Source organism: Aquimarina sp. AU58 (genome assembly GCF_900312745.1).
GTDB classification, from domain to species: Bacteria; Bacteroidota; Bacteroidia; order Flavobacteriales; family Flavobacteriaceae; genus Aquimarina; species Aquimarina spinulae.
In genome coordinates this window covers 133,765-154,768 of the sequence record NZ_OMPD01000006.1, presented here as the reverse complement: position 1 = coordinate 154,768, position 21,004 = coordinate 133,765, and the positions used below count along the sequence as shown (strand labels likewise).

The window sequence follows — 21,004 nt, the reverse complement described above, 5'->3', positions numbered from 1 at the left end:
GGTATAATACAGATGTTAGATATTAAAAATTACATCAACCGTATTGAAAAAGATAATATAGAAAAGAGTTGGTGTAACACAAATCGAATTTAAAAGACAAGTAAGTAAAGAAATTAAGAAGAGCAGTGGGTAGTAAGAACAAATTAAAACGATTTAACGAAAACAAAACCTTTCATAATGTAGTAGAACCTACTAGAGAGGATGTAATCAATAATACATTAGGATATAAAGGAAAATGGAATGAGAATTTTTTCAAAAACCAAAATCCAATCGTTCTAGAGTTAGGTTGTGGTAAAGGAGAGTATACCGTGGGGCTTGCAGAAAAATATCCTGATAAAAATTTTATTGGTATTGATATTAAAGGAGCACGTTTTTGGCGAGGAGCGAAAACCGCAATAGAAAATGAAATGTTTAACGTAGGGTTTATAAGAACTCAGATAGAATTAATCGATCATATTTTTGAAGAACAAGAGATTGATGAAATATGGGTTACCTTCCCAGATCCACAAATCAAATATAAACGTACAAAACATCGATTAACCAATCATGATTTTTTACAACGTTATAAAAAAATCCTAAAACCAAATGGCATTGTACATCTTAAAACAGATAGCGAATTTATGCATGGATACACATTAGGACTATTGCATGGTGAAGGACATAATGTACTCTATTCTAATCATAATGTATATCATAATGAAGGATCTCCAGAGGTTGTAACTGCGATTCAAACTTTTTATGAAAAACAATATTTAGAACAAAATAAACCTATAACTTACATCCAGTTTAGGATCACGTAATTACCTCAGTAATTTTGGAAACTACCAAACTATTTTTAGTTACATTTTTTGCATCACTAGTTGGAGTAATTCCTCCTGGATTGGTAAATATGACAGTAGCCAGAACTTGCCTTGAAAGAGGTAAAAATAACGGAATCTTAGTTGCAATTGGCGCATCAATAGTTGTGATATTTCAGGCACTGATAGCAATTCTTCTAGCCAAGTATATTTTCTTCAATCCATATGTTAGAAATATATTACTTCGTACAGGAGCAGTGATCTTTTTTTTCATGGCTATCTATTTTTTTGCCAAAGCAAAGCAAAAAAGTACAAAAATAAAGGTCTATCGAAATAATGACACCAGAAGCTTTTTTAAAGGTGTTATGATGTCTGCAATTAATGTATTACCCATACCCTATTTCTGTGCCATTGCAGCAGGAATGAGTGTTAGTGGAAAAATAGAATACGATACTCTGCGAATTACTGCCTTTATTATAGCAGCTGGAGCAGGGACCTTTGTAACGCTCTATTTTTATGTGTTTTCTTTCCTTAAAATCGAAAAGAAAACTGCATCTATTGCCAAATATTCTAATTATTTTATGGGAATATTAATGTTGATTCTAGTAGTGATAACCTTAGCAAGAATTATATATACATGGGAGTAAAGAAAAATGATATAGATACCGGATCAGAATCTGACACAAATTTTTTTGAAAGAGTATATGAAGTTGCCAAACTTATTCCATACGGTAGAGTCACTTCTTATGGAGCTATCGCAAAATGTTTGGGTGCCGCACGTAGTGCCCGGATGGTAGGATGGGCTATGAATGCCTGTGGAGGTCGTGAAGATATCCCTGCCCATCGTGTTGTAAATAGAAAAGGAATTCTTACAGGAAAACATCATTTTCAAGGGACTAATCTAATGCAACAGTTACTAGAAAATGAAGGTGTTGAAGTTATAGATAACCAAATCATAGATTTTGAAAAATTGTTTTGGGATCCTATGAAAGAGTTATGAGAATTTTTTATCAAAATCATCACCTTTCCAATAGTTTGCGGTCTTTTTGTTGATATTGATTTTTTTTAGAATATTTCGATCCACCAAACTTTCTAGATCAGTTCTTGCGGTCTGATTAGTGATTGAAAAAGTAGTTTGAATTTCTTTTACCGAAAAATAACGATTTTCATTTTTCTTTATCCAAAATAATATCTTTGCCTGTCTTTCATTAATATTAGGCTCCTTATAAAATACTGAAAGTTTAACTTCTTCTTTTTTCTTTTTAGCTACATATTTTTTTAAATCTTCAAAAGCTTGTGTTAGTACTTTTACTTGATAGTAAATAAAATAAGTAACATCCATATCATCTATTTCAGTATAAATATATGCTTTTTCATACTGTGTTTTCGTTTTCATGATGACTCTTGAAATAGAAAGATATTCTGCCAGCCAATATCCATCTTTTAGCAAATACCAATAGAAAATCGCACGAGCTGTTCTTCCATTTCCATCCACAAATGGGTGAGTATATCCAATCAAAAAATGCAAAATACTTGCTTTAACAATAGGGTGAATAAAATTATCTTTTGGATTAGTATTAAAAAAATCACAGAACGATTGCATAAGTGTATCAAGTACCTTAAAATCAGGAGGTGTATGAATAATCTCTCCTGTAATTTCGTTCATTACATGTATTTCATTATTCTTTCTAAAAACACCTACTTTTTCTTCTTCTAATGTGTTTTTAGTAACCAGTCTATGAATCTCATAAAGTTTCTCGATTGAAATATCTTCGACTTTATGATCACTTATAAATTGAATAGTTTCATAATTATTCAGAATCATCTGCTCCGATTTATTTTTCGGACTTTTATTTTTCCTAAGCATATCTTTAGCTTTCACTCTTGTAGTGGTAGCACCCTCTATCATAGATGAAAAAATAGATTCTTCCATCAATGCATTATTAAGATATTGTTGTTTGTCTAATTCTGAAAGTAATTGTTCTTTTTGCAATCCTGCTCCAAAATTGTGATCTAGATAATGGAGTTTTTGTTGAAGATTATTAGTTATATTGTACACAATCTTAATCCCTTCTATATCTATAAAAGTATATTGAAGTAGTCGCTTATGTTTAGTTATTTCCCATAATTCATTTCCCTCTATATTGTCAAGTTTTTTATCTTTGAGATATTTTATCTTATCCCAATAAAGATATTCATTTTCAATTTTTTTAATAACATCAGAAAGTAAATGAGATCGTGTTATGGCAAATGCCAGTTCACCTACTTGTAATGTTATCTTAGGCGCTTTTTCAATCATATTTCCTAATTTTTCAAAAATTTACAAATATTATCAAATATACGATTTATCCTAATATTTCCTAATTTTTGAAAAATTTACAAATATTAGGATATAATCAATAGCGATACTACTATAAATCATTTCAATTTATAGGCTTTATAATCTTAACTTTTCGACCTATCTTTGTGCTTAGGATCAATCTGAATTGATCAAATTAGTTAGAAAAAGAAATAATACTCATGAAGTTAGAGAAATCGGATATCTTAAAAGCATTAGAGACTATCACTGTGGCTGGCGAAGGTAAGAACATGGTAGAAAGTGGTGCTGTAAAAAATGTAATTACTTTTGGTGACGAGGTCATTGTGGATTTAGTTTTAACCACCCCGGCCTTGCATATTCGTAAACGTGCAGAAGTAGATGTAATGAAAGTTATTCATGAGAAAGTATATGAGAAAGCAAAGGTTAAAGTTAACCTCAAAGTCGAAGCGCCGGCTGCTCAACCTCAAAACAACGAGATTAAAGGAAAATCTATCCCGGGAATTACTAATATTATTGCGGTAGCTTCTGGTAAAGGAGGTGTAGGTAAATCTACTGTAACCTCTAATATTGCAGTAACTTTGGCTAAAATGGGATTTAAAGTTGGGGTATTGGATGCAGACATTTATGGCCCTTCTGTTCCTATAATGTTTGATGTAGAACGAGAACGACCTCTTTCTGTAAAAGAGGATGGAAAATCCAAAATGAAGCCCATAGAAAATTATGGCGTTAAGATCTTGTCTATTGGGTTTTTTACACAACCAAATCAGGCCGTAGTCTGGAGAGGACCAATGGCAGCAAAAGCACTAAATCAAATGATTTTTGATGCGGCATGGGGTGAGCTTGATTTTATGTTAATCGATTTACCACCGGGTACTGGAGATATACATCTTTCTATTATGCAATCGCTGCCAATAACTGGAGCTGTGGTAGTTAGTACTCCTCAAAATGTAGCATTAGCAGATGCCAGAAAAGGAGTAGCTATGTTTCAACAAGACAGTATTAATGTACCTGTCCTAGGAATTATAGAAAATATGGCATATTTTACACCAGAAGAGCTTCCTAACAATAAATATTATATCTTTGGTAAAGAAGGAGCTAAATACCTTGCAGAGGATCTCGATGTTCCATTTTTGGGAGAGATTCCATTAGTGCAAAGTATACGTGAAGCTGGAGATGCAGGTAGACCTGCAGCATTACAGACAGCAACACCAATAGAAAAGGCCTTTGAAGAGTTGACAAAAAATGTGGTTCAGGAAGTAGTAAACAGAAATGATAATCTACCTCCAACCGAAGCAATTAAAATAACAACAATGGCAGGCTGTTCTGCTGTAAAAAAATAGAAAATGACTTCTGAAGAATTAAAAATTAATGTAGAAAAGGCCCTAGATGAAATAAGGCCGTTTTTGGAAAGTGATGGAGGAAATATTTCTTTAATTTCTATTGAAGATGGTAAGATCGTTAAGGTTCAATTAGAAGGCGCATGTGTAGGGTGTAGCGTAAATCAAATGACTCTTAAATCTGGAGTAGAAATGACAATTAAAAAATATGCTCCTCAAATCGAATCGGTACTTAATATAGAATAAAGTATATTACTTAATAATACAAAAACCCTATACTTAAGGAGTAAACTCCTTAAGTATAGGGTTTTTTTAGTCCAAAAAATGGGTGTAAAACAGGTATTCTTAAAATGATTAAATGATAAATCATCCAACTGCCTAAAAATGTACCAAAAATTAATACTGAGAACTTAGGTAAAAATCCCCAATCCAGATTCATAACATAATACCCTATCGCAATCATAATCGTTTGATGTAGAATATAAAAAGAATACACTGCACGGTTACAGTATGCTAATTTTTTACTCTTCCTATTTAAGAATTTTGCTCCATACCCGAATAGTACCAAAATCCAGGACCATAAATTAATTACTTTAACCAATGCTTCAGAGAAATGTACGAATGTACTATCCTCTAATTGTAACCATATCCATATTTGTGTACTAAATGTAATAACTCCTATGGTTAATGCTTTAGATTTTATTCGATCTATACTATTCCAGAATTCTTTTCCAGATGCGATGAGAACAAATCCTAAGAAAAATAAAATGAGGCTATTGACAAAATTGAACCAATCATCGATCAAGGCGTGAGTGACAGGAAAAAAAGGTTCTAAAAATGCTTCAGTTAAATATAATGGTATAATAAAAAGGTATAGTCCATACTTTTTTTGCACATTTTTCCTGACCCAAATAATTAGTTTGGTCGGATTTTTTTTGATCCAGATAAATACTGGTGAAAGCACTAATGAAAATATCAAAAGATAAGGTAAAAACCAGAGGTGATGCCAACTAAAATTTCCTTCTGGATATATCCCTGTATATGCTATGGTAGTAAAATATTCTACTAGCGAACCAGAAAACTGATGGTTTGCCATACGTTCAAAATATACCTGTGGAGGAACAATAAACAACATCCCAAAGAGTAATGGAATTGCCAATCTTTTAATACGTTCCAGATTGAATTGCCATAAATTTCTGGAAGAAAGCGCATAATAAGTTCCCATACCCGATATCACAAATAAAATGGGTAAACGCCACTGATTTAAAAAAAGCATAGGCCAACGAAGCCAATCATAAATTATGTTGTTTTTAATATGAAAACCCCAGGGCACAAAAAACATTCCTACATGATAAAAAATCAATAATCCAAATACAATAACCCGTAACCAGTCGAGATCATATCGACGAATTTGTTTCTCCATAATACTTATAAAATTTGTTTTGCCAAAAGTGAAGTATTTTGCTTATAACCAGGTGTTAAAAAAAGGGTATTGCGTCTAGAATTATAATTTTAGACACTTTTTACTAGTGTTTAGTCTTAAGAAACAGATTTTTGAAATATCACAAATGCTTTTGGAGACATTTCTACATGTTTTTTAAAAGCGTTATAGAATGTGGCTTTTGATTTAAAACCAACAGAATTACCAATAGCTTCAATGGTGAGATGATCATAATTTTTATCTAATAACCTTTTTTTCGATTCTTCAATTCGATATTGATTTATAAAATCATTAAAATTCAGATTCGTATTTGCATTTATAATTTGAGAAATATAATTAGAATTGGATCCTAAGTTTTTTGCCAAATCTTTTAATGAAGCTGTAGGCAACAAATAATATCCTTCGTCTTTGATATACGATTTTATTTCTTTTATAGAGTTTTGATCATTCTTAATTTTTGAAGTCTCATATTTGTCCGCTATCCACGAATTTTCAAAGAATCTCGATTCTGAAAGTAGCACAAAAGTTGTAATCAAAATAAGTGAGGTAAGAAAGATAAAAATATAATGATCCCCTGCATCATCTTCAAAGTTTAGAAATACTAAAAACACAAGGATAAATGTTGCCAAAAATCCAATAATCGTATTTCTAGAAAAATCATATTTATTAACTTTTATACTATTTGCATTTTTAGTTTTACTAGCATAAAAATGCCTTACTATAAGCCGTATAGATAGTATGATATAAATGATAAAACTGGATAAGACGAGCCATCTAAATTCATCTTTTATCCATAGGTAAGAATAATGGGTATCATCCGGAACTGGGATTCTTTGTATTTCTGAAAAATATGCTCCCAAATATGCATTAATCTTTACAGAAACAGGTTGTATATAATATGTTATCTGAGACAAAAAATATACTGCAGATGGCAAAACATGAATCCAATACTTCCTAAAAGTAATTGAATTTCGTTCGAGAAGCGCATAAATAAACAAATATATCGATGGTCCCAAAAGCAATACCAATGGCTCGGTACTGTCATTTACATGGGGTACATATTTTAACAGCCCGGTATAGCATAAAAAAACATCAATTGCGATAATAGATTGCAGCAATAAAGACCACCCATATATTCTAAAAGCAGTGTTTTTTGAGGTTCTAAAAAGAATGACCAAACTTAGTAGTATTCCTAAAAACACACCTAAAAACATAAAATATGATACTGGATTATGACGTATCGGGATTTTATCAATTATGTATTGAATACTTTGCATCAAATAAGATCATCTATTCTGTAATAAACTCAGTAAGTTTTTGAGGTCCTTCTAGAGGGACTCTAATGATTTTTAATGTCCCGTCTTCTGTTGTCGAAATTTGCCACTTCATTAAGGTGATACTCCCATTTTCGATTTCTATTCCTGTAATAGATCTGGGGTGAACACAACTCCCATCATTAAACAGTGCTAATTCTCCTGCTTCCGGAAATCGAGGTCGGTGAGTATGACCTATAATCGTTAACAAATTCTTGTTATTAGCAATCCATTTTTTGATTCTACGTTCTATTCGTATCGTTTCTTTGTAGTTTTTTGCAGGACTGGTTGGGTCTGCAATTCCTACTACCTGAAGCGGTTTCCATAAAACCCGTACAAGAAACCTATTTATTCTCCAGCCTATATAATTCATAAAATCTGCCTGGTGACCGTGAATCAGGAAAACTTCCTGCCCTGTATTCTTATGTTTCAACACAATAGCTTCATTATATTTTATATCAGGAAATAAAGGAACTTCTTTATCTGTATCTGTTTTTTGATCAAAATAAGAACTAAGATGCTTTTTAACATATTTTGGATCCCGATATACCATATCATGATTACCCCAAATCAAATTTAATCTATAGTCTGCGTGAAATAATTGTAATAACTCGTATATATCTTTATGTGCTCTAAATATGGTTTCGAAACTTAAATTCTCCCACAGTTCATCTCCATCACCTAATTCACAATAGGTAAATCCTTCGGTGTAATAATGTTTCAAAGCATGGAAATAAATATTGCGATTATTAGCAAACTCATCTGCAAAACTATTATCCCCCCGGTGACAATCACTAAAAAAGATAAACTTAGATGTATCATCAAACGGAATTACTTTGGCATTTTTATAAGCACGATCCAAACGGGATTGAGAAGACATATACTACGTTTTTAGTAAATATACAATACTATATATTTTATTTGTGCTCGACTACTAAAAAACATATAGTATTTTAATATCGGTTTGTATTTGATTTTTATTTTAGTTGTCTTGAATATGTAGCATTCTTTACGTATATCTTCAAACATTTAGACCTGGGACACCTGATTTATGTCATTTTTATTAGCAAATGCTACTCCTATCTTTGAGTAACATTGAAGTATATTATTTATGACACGATCACTTCGCATAGTAGAAAGGACCAAAGCTTTTTTTATAGAGATAGGTGATTTGTCATATTTCTCAGGGCGCTTTTTAAAAGAAGTATTTACCAGACCTTTTGAGTTTCAGGAGCTATTACGACAGTGCTATAACATGGGTAATCGTTCTCTACTTTTAGTTGGGGTAACCGGATTTATTTTAGGATTGGTTTTTACACTTCAGTCTCGACCTACTTTAATGGAATTTGGTGCAGAGTCATGGATGCCTTCTATGGTAGGGATTTCTATTGTAAGAGAAATCGGACCTGTAATTACTGCTCTTATTTGCGCAGGACGCATTGGTTCTGGAATCGGCGCCGAACTTGGGTCTATGCGAGTAACAGAGCAAATTGATGCGATGGAGGTATCAGGAACAAACCCTTTTAAGTACCTTGTTGTTACTCGTATTACAGCAACAACCTTGATGCTTCCTATATTAATTATTTTTGGGGATGCAATTGCTTTATTTGGTTCTGCCATTGTCGAAAATTTAAAAGGAGCTGTCTCCTATCAATTATATTTTAATCAAGTATTTGATGCGATAAAGTATAGTGATATTATTCCTGCTACAGTAAAATCATTCTTTTTTGGATATGCCATAGGGTTGGTAGGATGTTACAAAGGATATTACTGCAAAAAAGGAACCGCAGGTGTTGGCGAAGCATCAAACTCGGCCGTAGTATATACTTCAATGTTATTGTTTGTTATTGATTTCGTAGCAGTATTTCTGGCAGATATATTTTTTGAAATTTAATGAAACCTAAAAAAAACATAACCTCTGTTCTTGAGATCAAAGATCTAAGAAAAAACTTTGGCGATAATCACGTGCTCAATGGATTTAGTTTGCGATTATTTGAAGGAGAAAACCTGGTTGTGATGGGTAAATCGGGTTCTGGTAAATCGGTAATGATCAAATGTCTCGTAGGGCTAATGCAAGCAGATAGTGGTAGCATACAAATAAAAGGGCAGGACATTACTATTTTGGGGCAGATAGAACTGGATCTGCTTCGTACCGAAATTGGTTTTTTGTTTCAGGGTAGTGCTTTATATGATTCTATGACTGTTCGTGAGAATCTTGAGTTTCCTTTACGCAGGCATAAAGAAAAATTAAATATGACTGGGCATACCGAAGCATTAGTAATAGAAGCACTCGAAAATGTAGGTTTAGCACATGCAATAGATTTAATGCCATCAGAACTCTCGGGAGGAATGCAACGCAGAGTAGCACTAGCAAGGGCCTTGATTCTAAAACCTAAAATTATTCTTTATGATGAACCTACAACTGGATTAGACCCAATAACTTCTAAAGAAATTATCGAGTTAATGCGTAGTATTCAAAAAAAATACGGAACCTCATCATTAATCATTACACATGATGTGGATTGCGCCAGAGTGATTTCTAACAGAATTATTTTGCTCGTAAACGGAATTAATTATGCAGAAGGAACATATCAGGAATTATCCCAATCAAATGATCCCCAGGTAAAAGCCTTTTTTAAGCATTAGAGGATAGATAAAACTAAAGTGAAACGTTATGAAAAAAACAGCATCCCAAAAGTTGAAACTTGGTGTCTTTGTCGTGGTCGGCACAGCATTGCTTATCGCTGCACTATACTCTATCGGAAATCGGCAAAACCTATTTGGTAGCAATATTAGAATCATGACCCAATTTGCGAATGTTAATGGTCTCGAATTAGGAAATAATGTTCGATATTCTGGAATTAATGTAGGAACAGTAAGTAAAATTAAGATGATAGACGATACTCAAATTATAGTCGAAATGCTTATTCGGGAAAATATAGGAAAACATATTAAAAAAGATGCCGTGGCAACTATAGGATCAGATGGCTTGGTAGGCAATATGATCGTAAACATTATTCCCAGAGAAAGTATAAAACTTCCTGTGATTTCTGGAGACACCATACAATCTTACAGTAAAATAGGAACAGATGATATGCTCACCACTCTTAATGTAACTAATGAAAATGCCGCCTTACTTACAGCAGATTTACTAAAAATAACAACAAAAATCATTGAAGGTAATGGGACCATAGGATTATTAATCAATGATTCTATAATGGCAAAAGATCTGAAACAAACTATTTTTCAATTAAAAAATACAAGTACGGGAGCATCACAAGCTATTACCGAACTTAAAGACATCATCTCTTCGGTTAAACAAGGCCAAAGTGTAGCAGGCGTTTTGTTGCAGGATAGCCTATCTGGTCAGAAAATGAAAACCATAGTGAATAACCTAGAGCAATCCAGTGTTGATATTAGTCAGATAACCACAAATCTAGATATAGTATTAAAAGATATAAAAGAAGGAAAAGGAGCACTGCATTATCTAACCGCAGACCCAAATCTGGTTAAAAATATTGATTCTACCATGAATAGTATTAAAGAAGGAACATATCGTTTTAACGAGAATATGGAAGCCCTAAAACATAATTTTTTATTTAGAGGGTACTTTAAAAAACTAGAAAAAGAAAAGAAAAAGGAAGAATCTTCTAATAAAAATAACCATGAAAATTGAACATCTTGAAGAACGAGTTAATGAGTATAGAAACTCTATAAAAACAGTTGTAGATAAAAGAATGCTTTGGAAGAATAAAACCAAAGATATTCTTCTTAAAACCTTACAGGGAATTGTACAACACTATGATATTGGATGGAAAGTTCAGGAATTGAGCTGGATTCATAATAACGAAGCTATAAATATTACTTTTGATTCTTTTCCGCAAGAACTAATAGATTGCACAAACCTAATACCTGCATATCAATTTTTGCCAGGAGGAGCCTTGATTTTTTCGCAATCCTACAATGGTGACATTTATGTTTTTATGTTATTCCCCGAGATCGAAAATAAACCTCAAGAAAATAACATGATCGAATTAGGAGTGTATGCTCCAGAATCGATAACTCAAAAATTTATTATTGAAAAAGTAGATGAATTTTTAAAAGAAATTATTAAATGGGAAGTCCCTTCTCTAAAGAATAAAGTAGGGTATTGATACAATTCTGGATAACCGGTGATAATTGGTTTCGATATGTGTCACTAGCTTATTAATTTATAGTCAAGAATAGCAGCTTTAAAATACTGCTGTTTTCCTTTTTTAAGATCCCAGATTGCAGTCATCGTATTCGGAATCAACAATCCATCATAATCTTCATATTCTCCTACTTCTCCAATAAAATTTTCTAGTTCTGTATCTCGATATCTTTTGGTTTCAAAATGATCTATCGTCCCATTTTGGTTAAATATAAAAAAACCTTCAATAGCATGATTATTGTTTACCACAGTAGCTTTTATCGTTCTATAATCTATCGTTTCCCAGGAGATATCGGGATTTAGAAAACCTATCGGAAACCATATAAGTTCTCCTAAATACCGTCCTAATGAACTTTGATCTACTTTTTGACCTGTAAACAGAACTATATTTTTTAATCCCAGTACACTCACTTTTACTTCTCCTTTGCCATTAGTATATTTATCTCTAATTAGCATCGGTAATGCTTTTGCTTTCCATATAAACCCAAAGTTGTTAGAAGACATATATTGCGTAGCAGAAAATGGCAACCACTTTTTTTCTAGACTCGTTCTGATCTTTCCTTTTTGGGTAAAAATAGCATTGCAGTATTTTGGTTTTCCTACAATTTTGACTTTGTTAAGGTAATTTTTCATCAGATCAGGAAAATCATCCAAGTCTTTCTGAGTGATTTTTACATCTATTTCTCTACTTGTATTAAATAATAGTACTCTTTCTTGTTTTACAGAAACATTAAACGATACTATACCTACTATAGATATCACAATTAATAGTATTAGTATACTTCCGGTTATAACCAATATCATTTTTAGAATTGTTTTTTTTATTAAAAAAATATTCAACCTATAATTCTACCATCGCCCATTTCTATAATTCGATCAGTTTTATTTGCAAAATCTATATCATGGGTAACAACCAGAAGCGATAATCCTTCTTCATCACTTAATTGCTTAAAAACATTGAACACATTTTCAGAATTATAACTATCCAGATTTCCTGTGGGTTCGTCTCCCATAATGATAGCAGGATCATTTATTAGTGCCCTCGCAATGGCAACTCGTTGTTTTTCTCCTCCAGAGATGCGTGAAGCTCTTTTTTTGGCAAGATGATCAATTTTAAGGATACGAAGCTTATTCATCGCATCATGCTCGATTTCTTCTATAGATTTTTCAGCTAGTTTTTTGGCAGGAAGCATTACATTTTCTAATACCGAAAATTCGGATAACAGATAATGAAACTGAAATACAAAACCTATATGTTTGTTTCGTATATAAGAGAGCTTCTCTCTTTCTTGTCCTGTGACAAGCTCATTATTAAGGTATAAACCCCCTTCATAATCTGTATCCATAGTTGATAAGATATACAACAGAGTAGATTTACCACACCCCGATTTCCCCATAATAGAGGCAAATTCTCCTTGGCTTACCTTAAAAGAAATATCTTTTAATACATGAAAAAGTACTGGTTTTCTAAAATACTTATTGATGTCTTTGGCTTCGAGAACTGTTTTCATAGCATTGTTATTGCCCCCTGATGATACGCACAGGGTCTATTTTTTTTGCTTTCTGAGAAGGTAAATACCCTGCCAAAAAAGTTGAAATCATAGCGAAGGTTATGCCAATGCCATAAAACCAGAGATTATGATTAATAGGATAAGTAGTAATAGTTGGCAGTGCCTCTGTTTCAAAAGGTAACTGATCGATAAGATGAGATAGGCCAAATCCAATTAACAATCCTAAAACTCCGCCAACAACACCAATGATCATAGCTTGACTCATAAAAATCAACTGTACATCTTTACCCGAAAAACCAGTTGCCTTTAGAATAGCGATATCATTCATTTTTTCATAAATAAGCATATTTAGAATATTGTAAATACCAAACCCTGCCACAATCAATAACGTTATAGAAACAGCATAGGTAATTAGATTCCTAATTGTGGTTCCTGTTTCAAATTGTGCATTAGCAGTATTAATATCAATCGCTTTGAGCTTAAACTGTTGCTCTACTTTTTCTGCTAATGTGATGGCTTGTTCAATATGATGAAGTTTTACATTGATATCTGTAATATAATTTTCTGCTTCTCCCAGAATACGCTGTACAGTTTTAATAGTAGCAAAACTTTGAATGTTATCAATATCGGCAATCCCACTTTGATATATTCCTACAATTTTTAACGGAAAAACATCTCCTTTTATGGTACTAATTTGCACTCTATCACCAATAGTAAGAGACATTTTTTTTGCAACACCTGCGCCTAGCAAAATACCATTATCATTGCGCTGCAAAGCCTGTGGAGTTCCTTTAACGATATAATCCCTGAAATTAAAAAACTCTACTTCTTTCATAATATCAACACCTGTAAGATTACCTCCCAATTCAATAGATCCTGAGATATAAAATATTTGTGATTTAATCTGTGGTATTGCTCCCCTAACCTTAGGATCTTTATTAAGGTAATTAATAATAGGAAGTGCATTGTGAATTCTTTTCTGACTTTGTTTTGGTTTAATCGAATGTACTACATTAAATGTATTTTGAAGTTCACCATATAAGTCTACAGGTTGTTTTTTTGAAGGTTCAATCTCATTAAAAATATGAATATGTGGTGTCTGATTAAGAATCAAATCATCTAACATCTTATTCAGCCCAGTCATAAAACAAACCAAAGTAATATATGCGCCAATACCAAAAGTCACACCCAAAGCTGCTGTTACAGTTTGTTTGATTTTGGTAACCAGATGTGTTCTGGCAATGTTTAATATGACTTTCCAATTGGTCATTATTCGGGTTTATAAATCCAGGTATCTTTGGTAATTCCTGATAAGATTTCTACAGTATCCATACTCTGAAGCCCAATAACAATTTCTACTGTTCCTTTTTCAGTTTTCACCTTAGTACCGTCAATCAGGTATTCTTTTGGTATGGTTAGCACTTCTTTTTTTTGAGCTATGATAATATTTGCCTCTCCAGATAACCCAGGGTATAATACCTCTGGACTTTTATCAAAAAGAGCTTCAACCATAAAGGTCTGATTACGCTCATCTTTTTTAGGGTATATTTTACTCACTTTTGCAGTAAATACCTCTCCATTATATGCATCCAGAGTTATTATAGCTTTCTGGTTTTTTTTAATTTTCACAATATCCACTTCATCAACGAGCATCTCGACAACAAAAATAGTAGCACTACCCACTGCTGCTATGGGTTCTATAGTATTTATAATCTCTCCGGAATTCTTATATAGACCATATACCTTACCATTAATCTTGCTACTAATGGTAAAATCTTTGGTGGTTATTACCGACGTTTTATAATTGTTTTTTGCTTGTTGTAACCGGGTCTTGAGTTCTTCTCGGGTTCTATCGTACTTGTTTTTTAACAGGCTCAAAGAATTTGTAGAAAGTTCATAGGCAAGTTTTTTAGTATCATACTCTATTTTAGAACCTATCTGTTGACTCCACAGGTTTTTCTGACGACAATAATTTATAGAATCATTAGTCATTTTAAGAGTTGCCGATTTAATTTCTTCTTCTATACTACTTAGAATTGCAGCATTACCATTATAGTTTTTTTGAGCAAGTTCGAACGACAACTTAGCATTTTCTGTATTTAACTTAGGGTTACTGTTTATAATCTGAAGTAATGGAGTTTCTTTTTTAACCTCATCTCCTTCTTCTACAAGGTTTTTATCCAAAATACCATGTACCGAAGCATACACCTGATACAAGCTGTCTGGCTGGATCGTAACCGATGAGTATACCAATTCTGTAATGCCTGTTACCGCAGGAAGAATTTTTTCTTCTTTATCTGCACAGGATATAAGAACAATAGTAAAAAACATCCATAATACATGTTTAGACATATATACATATTTTTATCGAATTTCGTCGAAAAGACTGATTTTCGGAATGATATTTGTCATATTTAAAAAAGATGATAGTCTTTATTTTAGCATAGAGATTAGATCAAAACACCAGCTCTAATGAAGCTCAGAAACCATGTGAATTTTATACTAATACAGAGTAGTATAGATCTAACAATTAAGAACCATAAAATATAAAAAAAATGCAAATCAATATTCAATTTGTGCAAATGCCAACTAGTGAAACTATGGAAGGTTATGTACATGAAAAACTAAATAAATTATTCAAAAAATATGACTGGATAATTAAATCGGATGTGTTTTTTAAAAAAGAAAATGACCCAAAAGGAAAAGGTAAAATCTGTGATGTAGAATTAAGTTTACCAGGACCAAAACTATACGCTACATCTAATGAGAAAAATTTTGAATCTGCTTTTAAAGAAACACTTAGTGATTTAGAAAGACAACTCAAAAAACGAAAACAAGAAATGAAGCCATACATCTAGGCACTACATTTCTGAAATGAGTCAAAAATTTAACATTCTAAAGTTCAAAAACTGACATTTGTCATGTTTTATGAATCCTAACAGAACTACTTTAGCTAATGGTTAACAAATGATTTCTTTAAATTTTTAGTTAAAAAGAAATGGGTTTTGTTGTAGAAATGTGACAAAGCCATAACAAAGAAATTAACTCTATTTCTAGGTGAATAGTCCTTAAATTATATTTAGCAATAAATTAGATTGAACATTAGGAACTAGTATATCAATTAATAAAATTAATTTCTTTGAAGAAAACAGGTAAGCGAATGCTTACCTGTTTTTGTTTTAAAAGAGAGAAATACTCAATATTCCTCTCCTTTTTTAATATTCTATTTTTAAACAAATTTAATATAGTACCCTTAAATAGATTCTACTCACATTTTATACCACTCTGATCACAAAATAGTTTTTCTTACCACGTTGTAATAAAACAAACTGATCGTTGATCAAGTCATTATTAGATATCGAATAACTATCGTTAACCTTTTCTTTGTTTACCGAGATAGAATTTTCTTTTAGTGCTCTTCTGGCTTCGCCATTCGATTTAAGAAATCCTGTGTGTTCTGCCAGGGCGCCAATCATATCAATACCATTAGCGATCATATCTTTAGCAATCTCGGCTTGTGGTACTCCGTCAAAAACATCCAAAAAAGTAGCTTCATCCAAACCTTTTAGATCTTCAGATGTAGATTTTCCAAAAAGAATTGCAGATGCTTTAATCGCATTATCTAGATCTTCCTTAGAATGTACAATAACCGTAACCTCATCTGCCAGTTTCTTTTGTAAAACTCGTTGATGTGGAGCTTCTTTATGAGCAGCCACCAGGGATTTTATTTCCTCTTCGGTTAAAAACGTAAAAATCTTAATGTATTTTTCGGCATCTTCATCACTGGTATTTAACCAATATTGATAGAATTTATATGGTGATGTTCGTTTAGCATCCAGCCATACATTTCCACCTTCAGACTTACCAAATTTTGACCCATCAGATTTTGTAATCAACGGACAGGTCAAGGCATATCCTTTTCCGCCGGCTATTCTTCTAATGAGTTCGGTTCCTGTAGTGATATTACCCCACTGATCGCTACCTCCCATTTGTAAAGTACATGCATGTGCTCTATACAAATGCAAAAAGTCATATCCCTGTACCAGTTGGTATGTAAATTCTGTAAATGACATCCCTTCTGATGATTCTGACGAAATTCGATTCTTAACAGAATCCTTGGCCATCATATAATTTACTGTAATATGCTTACCTACATCTCTAATAAACTCCAGAAATGAGAATTCTTTCATCCAATCGTAGTTATTGACCAATACAGCTGCATTGGGAACATTACTTTCAAAATCCAAAAATCTGCTAAGTTGTGATTTTATAGCTTCCTGGTTGTGACGAAGTGTTTTTTCGTCCAATAGATTACGCTCTGCCGATTTCCCTGATGGATCACCAATCATACCTGTGGCACCACCAACCAATGCAAAAGGCTTATGCCCTGCTCTCTGGTAATGCGCCAATAACATGATAGGAACCAGGTTACCGATATGCAATGAATCTGCTGTAGGATCAAACCCTACATAGGCAGATCTCATTTGCTCCATTAGGTATTCTTCGGTTCCAGGCATGGCATCGTGCAACATTCCTCTCCAACGTAATTCTTCTATAAAATTTGTAGTCATTGTACTATAATTCAATTAAGAGCGACAAAGATAAAAATATGGATAATATCCAGCTATGAATATGGTAGAAATTGGATCGTATTGATTTATTGTTCTCACCAATTGTAAAATTTATTCCAACAGGTTTAGCATAACATGTATTATATATATCAAATCATGTTTCCACCCCCACAAACAAAAAATAAAGTAACATTTTTACGTTCTTTGTTATTAACATACACAATGTCATCTATGAAAAAAATACGACCTATTTTCCAAGTCTCTTTAGCCTCTTTTGTCTTTTTTATAGCATCAACATATACTACCTATGCACAGGTAGAAAAAGATACTGCACTGGCAGCACAATACTATAGAAAAGCGGATTCTTTGTTAAAAAACAAAAAACGAGATAGCTCTATAATTTATTTTCAAAAAGCTTTACCTATATATGAGAAAAATAAACTCTGGGAAAAGGTAGCAAGTTGTTATAATAAAATCTCAGAAGGTTACAGGCGTACTCGTAAATTAGAAAAAGCTTTACAAAGCTCTAAAAATGCTTTAGAAATAAGTAACAAGTATCTTACGAATGAGAATGAGCAAGAAGCTCGTGCTTACAGTAATATGGGTAAATATTATGAAAGTATTCCTGATTATGACAAAGCATTATTACACCACCAAAAGGCATTAAACATCCAACAAAAAATATTTCCAGAACAACATATTGATATTGCAACATCTCATATTTATTTAGGTTTAATTTATTATTATACTTCTAATTACCAAAAGGCTCTGCAACATCTAAAAATTGCGTTAGCTATTAACATAAAAAAATTAGGTCCTTACCATCCAAAAACAGGAAAAACTTATAGTTATATTGGACTTGTATATATACATCTATCAAAACATGAAAAAGCTTTAAATTATTTAAAAAAAGATTTGGAAATAATCTTAAAAAAACCAAAAGAAAACGAATCTTCCTTAGGACCTTCCTATTTAAACATAGGCATCTGTCATTATTACCTTATGAGATATGACAATGCCTTAAATTATTATCAAAAAGTAGTTCCAATATTTACTACGAGAAATGATTTGTTTGGATTAGCTATGACATATAATAATATAGGTGTTGTTTATTATAAGAAAGGAGAGGATGACAAAGCATTACAATATTATAAAAAAAGTATTGAAATAAACCTTAAAATCAATAATGGACTAAGTCACAAAAAAATTGCTGGCAATTATATGAATAGTGGCATCATTTTCAAAAATAAAAAGGATTACAAAAAGGCATTACTCTATTATAAAAAAGCTTTACCAATTTACAAAACCATATATGGAGAAAATAGTGATGATATGGGAAGTCTATATAGGAATATTGGAGAGGTTTATATGTATGAAAAAAAATATGACCTCGCATTGACTTATTACGAAAAGGTTTTAACAATAAGAAAAAAAATCTTTAATAAAGAGAATTTAAAAATTTCAGATATATATCTAGGTATTGCACAACTGTATCTTGAAAAAGAAATACATACTAGTGCATTACAATATTCTAAAAAAAGTTTAAATATTTTACAAAATTTATATGGAAAACAGCACTTTCATACCATCCAATCCCAAAATCAAATTGCAACTATTCATAAAAGACAACAGGTATACAAAAAAGCTATTAACCATTTTGATAATGCTTTACTTGCTAATACCATAAATAAAGGTTCAAAAAAGCACGATAACACCTTCAACCCAAATCGTTACTACGATTTGCATAAGTTATTGGAAACATTAAAAGGGAAAGCCAAAACACTGCAATTACAATACCTAGAAAACAGAGATTTAAAATATCTTGATCAGAGTATCATTATTTATAAAAATATAGATATGATTATCGATCAAATTAGGCAATCCTACCAAAACTATCAGGATAAAGTAAACTTTGCCAAACAAGTAAAAGAGGTATCTCAAGATGCAATAGCAGCGCACTTATTATTATACGCTTCCAAAAAAAACGAACAATTGTTGGAGAAAGCTCTTTATTATGCTGAAAAAAGTAAGGCTAATACCTTAAAAGAATTACTTAATGATGCTAATGCCAAAAATTTCGCAGGATTACCTTCAGAAATAATTGAAATGGGAAAAACGATTAAAACAGATAAAGCATTTTACCAATCTAAAATTACTGAAGAGCATTCAGAAAAAGATATAGATACCACAAAAATCAAAGATTATGAAAACGAATTATTTAATCTTGAAAGAACACAAGATTCATTAACCCAGGTTTTAGAAAAAAATTACCCCAAATACTATCAATTAAAGTATAAAAACGATATTGTAAGGGTGTCAGATATCCAACAACAATTGGATGACACAACTACTTTGTTAGAGTTTTTTACAGGAGATAGTATCACCTATGCTTTTACGATTTCTAAACATGATATTAGTGTACAAGAACTATCGACTCCAAAACTGACTGAGCAAGTTGAGACATTTCGTAAAAGTATTGTTAACAAAAACACAGGAGTATATAAACAACAAGCATATACCTTATATAATACACTTATAGCACCGATTAAAGATAAATTAGTTGGGGATCAACTCATCATTATCCCCGATGGACCACTATGGCATCTTAATTTTGATCTACTGTTAACTCAAAAAGATGATTCTAATAATCCAACCCTCTTATCGTATTTGCTTAAAGAGCATGCAATTACTTATGCCAATGCTGCAAACCTGTTGTTTACCACTTCTAAAAGTGATCTGGATACTAAACCATTACAAGAATGTCTGGCATTTTCTTTTTCAGATAGTACTCAAACTACAGACACCCATACAATAAGTATGGCAACACTAAGAGATGCTGGTGATGACCTACCAGGAACCCGTAAAGAGATCAAGGCCATTTCTGATATTATCGATGGGCAATACTATTTCGGATCACAGGCTGTAGAAGCTAATTTTAAGAGCAATGCAGGTCAATACAACATTCTACACCTTGCTCTACATGGAGAGGTAGATAACGAGCGCCCAGAGAACTCTAAACTCTATTTTACCAAGAGTAAAGACACTATAGAAGATAATCTGCTCTATAGCCATGAGCTGTTTGCTCTGGATATCCCTGCAGAACTCACTGTACTTAGTGCCTGTAATACGGGTAGTGGTAAGATTGCCAAAGGAGAAGGGATTATGAGTTTAGGGACTGCTTTTCAGTATGCAGGAACCAAAAGTTTGTTACTCACCAGCTGGGAGGTATCGGATCAAACCACACCAGAGTTAATGAAATATTTCTACACCAATCTTAAGGCAGGAATGCATAAAGGTAAAGCCTTACAGCAAGCTAAACTACAATACCTAAGCACTGCTAATATCAATCGTACCGATCCTTTTTATTGGGGAGGATTTTACCTAGTAGGAGATACTACTGCAATGCAGTTTAATAACAATACCCAACTGTATTGGATTTTAGGATTGGGAGCTGTAGCAGCTATACTCTTGGTGGTGTTTTTGTATAGGAGGAGAATTAAGAAACAATAGATCATTAAATCC

General features: G+C 32.4%; 20 protein-coding genes. 11 read left to right on the top strand and 9 right to left on the bottom strand.

Features of this window, described 5'->3' with window-relative positions:
• Positions 1–125 precede the first annotated feature (125 nt).
• The 3 genes from trmB to DK441_RS02115 are packed head-to-tail and all read left to right on the top strand — an operon-like array spanning position 126 to position 1,797.
• A complete protein-coding gene (gene trmB, locus DK441_RS02125; RefSeq protein WP_109097263.1) occupies positions 126–800 on the top strand; it encodes a tRNA (guanosine(46)-N7)-methyltransferase TrmB in 675 nt (224 codons plus the stop codon).
• Between the two features lie 14 nt (positions 801–814).
• On the top strand, positions 815–1,444 hold the full coding sequence (locus DK441_RS02120) for a LysE family translocator (RefSeq protein ID WP_025664399.1): 630 nt from the start codon (positions 815–817) through the stop codon (positions 1,442–1,444).
• Positions 1,435–1,797 (top strand): MGMT family protein, encoded by a 363-nt coding sequence (locus tag DK441_RS02115; protein WP_109097262.1) that lies wholly within the window; start codon positions 1,435–1,437, stop codon positions 1,795–1,797. Before DK441_RS02120 ends, DK441_RS02115 begins: the two co-directional genes overlap by 10 nt.
• On the opposite strand, the gene DK441_RS02110 is transcribed toward DK441_RS02115, so the two are convergent.
• Positions 1,792–3,096 (bottom strand): Fic family protein, encoded by a 1,305-nt coding sequence (locus DK441_RS02110; RefSeq protein ID WP_109097261.1) that lies wholly within the window; start codon positions 3,094–3,096, stop codon positions 1,792–1,794. The genes DK441_RS02115 and DK441_RS02110 overlap by 6 nt on opposite strands.
• Before the next feature lie 221 nt (positions 3,097–3,317).
• Here DK441_RS02110 and DK441_RS02105 point away from each other — a divergent pair, with 221 nt between their 5' ends.
• Both DK441_RS02105 and DK441_RS02100 read left to right on the top strand, forming a co-directional pair.
• On the top strand, positions 3,318–4,457 hold the full coding sequence (locus DK441_RS02105) for an Mrp/NBP35 family ATP-binding protein (RefSeq protein WP_074407043.1): 1,140 nt from the start codon (positions 3,318–3,320) through the stop codon (positions 4,455–4,457).
• A 3-nt stretch (positions 4,458–4,460) separates the two neighbouring features.
• Positions 4,461–4,700 (top strand): NifU family protein, encoded by a 240-nt coding sequence (locus DK441_RS02100; protein WP_074407042.1) that lies wholly within the window; start codon positions 4,461–4,463, stop codon positions 4,698–4,700.
• A 49-nt stretch (positions 4,701–4,749) separates the two neighbouring features.
• On the opposite strand, the gene DK441_RS02095 is transcribed toward DK441_RS02100, so the two are convergent.
• From DK441_RS02095 to DK441_RS02085, 3 genes are all read right to left on the bottom strand, one after another.
• Positions 4,750–5,877, bottom strand: coding sequence for an acyltransferase family protein (locus DK441_RS02095; RefSeq protein WP_200822824.1), 1,128 nt, complete (start codon positions 5,875–5,877; stop codon positions 4,750–4,752).
• A 116-nt stretch (positions 5,878–5,993) separates the two neighbouring features.
• Entirely contained in the window at positions 5,994–7,172 is a 1,179-nt protein-coding gene (locus DK441_RS02090; RefSeq protein ID WP_109097260.1) for an AraC family transcriptional regulator, read from the bottom strand.
• 13 nt (positions 7,173–7,185) lie between these two features.
• On the bottom strand, positions 7,186–8,088 hold the full coding sequence (locus tag DK441_RS02085) for a metallophosphoesterase family protein (protein ID WP_025664405.1): 903 nt from the start codon (positions 8,086–8,088) through the stop codon (positions 7,186–7,188).
• 231 nt (positions 8,089–8,319) lie between these two features.
• Between DK441_RS02085 and DK441_RS02080 the strand changes: the two genes are divergently transcribed.
• The 4 genes from DK441_RS02080 to DK441_RS02065 are packed head-to-tail and all read left to right on the top strand — an operon-like array spanning position 8,320 to position 11,362.
• Positions 8,320–9,102, top strand: a complete 783-nt coding sequence (locus DK441_RS02080) for an ABC transporter permease (RefSeq protein WP_109097259.1) — start codon at positions 8,320–8,322, stop codon at positions 9,100–9,102.
• Positions 9,102–9,854, top strand: a complete 753-nt coding sequence (locus DK441_RS02075; RefSeq protein WP_109097258.1) for an ABC transporter ATP-binding protein — start codon at positions 9,102–9,104, stop codon at positions 9,852–9,854. Before DK441_RS02080 ends, DK441_RS02075 begins: the two co-directional genes overlap by 1 nt.
• A gap of 28 nt (positions 9,855–9,882) precedes the next feature.
• A complete protein-coding gene (locus DK441_RS02070) occupies positions 9,883–10,884 on the top strand; it encodes an MlaD family protein (RefSeq protein ID WP_109097257.1) in 1,002 nt (333 codons plus the stop codon).
• Positions 10,874–11,362 carry a hypothetical protein gene (locus tag DK441_RS02065; RefSeq protein WP_109097256.1) on the top strand — a complete coding sequence of 163 codons (489 nt, stop codon included), beginning with the start codon at positions 10,874–10,876 and terminating at the stop codon, positions 11,360–11,362. Before DK441_RS02070 ends, DK441_RS02065 begins: the two co-directional genes overlap by 11 nt.
• Before the next feature lie 44 nt (positions 11,363–11,406).
• Here DK441_RS02065 and DK441_RS02060 read toward each other — a convergent pair whose 3' ends face one another.
• From DK441_RS02060 to DK441_RS02045, 4 genes are read right to left on the bottom strand one after another with little or no spacing between them, the layout of a single operon-like run.
• Positions 11,407–12,204, bottom strand: a complete 798-nt coding sequence (locus tag DK441_RS02060) for a DUF6544 family protein (protein WP_109097255.1) — start codon at positions 12,202–12,204, stop codon at positions 11,407–11,409.
• Between the two features lie 32 nt (positions 12,205–12,236).
• Complete coding sequence (locus tag DK441_RS02055; protein WP_109097254.1) at positions 12,237–12,911, bottom strand: ABC transporter ATP-binding protein; 675 nt, start codon at positions 12,909–12,911, stop codon at positions 12,237–12,239.
• A 7-nt stretch (positions 12,912–12,918) separates the two neighbouring features.
• A complete protein-coding gene (locus DK441_RS02050; protein WP_109097253.1) occupies positions 12,919–14,181 on the bottom strand; it encodes an FtsX-like permease family protein in 1,263 nt (420 codons plus the stop codon).
• Positions 14,181–15,263, bottom strand: a complete 1,083-nt coding sequence (locus tag DK441_RS02045) for an efflux RND transporter periplasmic adaptor subunit (protein WP_109097252.1) — start codon at positions 15,261–15,263, stop codon at positions 14,181–14,183. The genes DK441_RS02050 and DK441_RS02045 overlap by 1 nt, the downstream gene beginning before the upstream one ends.
• 203 nt (positions 15,264–15,466) lie before the next feature.
• Between DK441_RS02045 and hpf the strand changes: the two genes are divergently transcribed.
• Positions 15,467–15,769, top strand: coding sequence for a ribosome hibernation-promoting factor, HPF/YfiA family (gene hpf, locus DK441_RS02040; protein WP_109097251.1), 303 nt, complete (start codon positions 15,467–15,469; stop codon positions 15,767–15,769).
• Positions 15,770–16,186: 417 nt separating this feature from the next.
• On the opposite strand, the gene tyrS is transcribed toward hpf, so the two are convergent.
• Positions 16,187–17,482: a tyrosine--tRNA ligase gene (gene tyrS / locus DK441_RS02035; RefSeq protein ID WP_109097250.1), complete on the bottom strand. Its 1,296-nt coding sequence runs from the start codon at positions 17,480–17,482 to the stop codon at positions 16,187–16,189.
• 231 nt (positions 17,483–17,713) lie between these two features.
• Here tyrS and DK441_RS02030 point away from each other — a divergent pair, with 231 nt between their 5' ends.
• Positions 17,714–20,992 (top strand): CHAT domain-containing tetratricopeptide repeat protein, encoded by a 3,279-nt coding sequence (locus DK441_RS02030; protein WP_160111918.1) that lies wholly within the window; start codon positions 17,714–17,716, stop codon positions 20,990–20,992.
• Positions 20,993–21,004 lie beyond the last annotated feature (12 nt).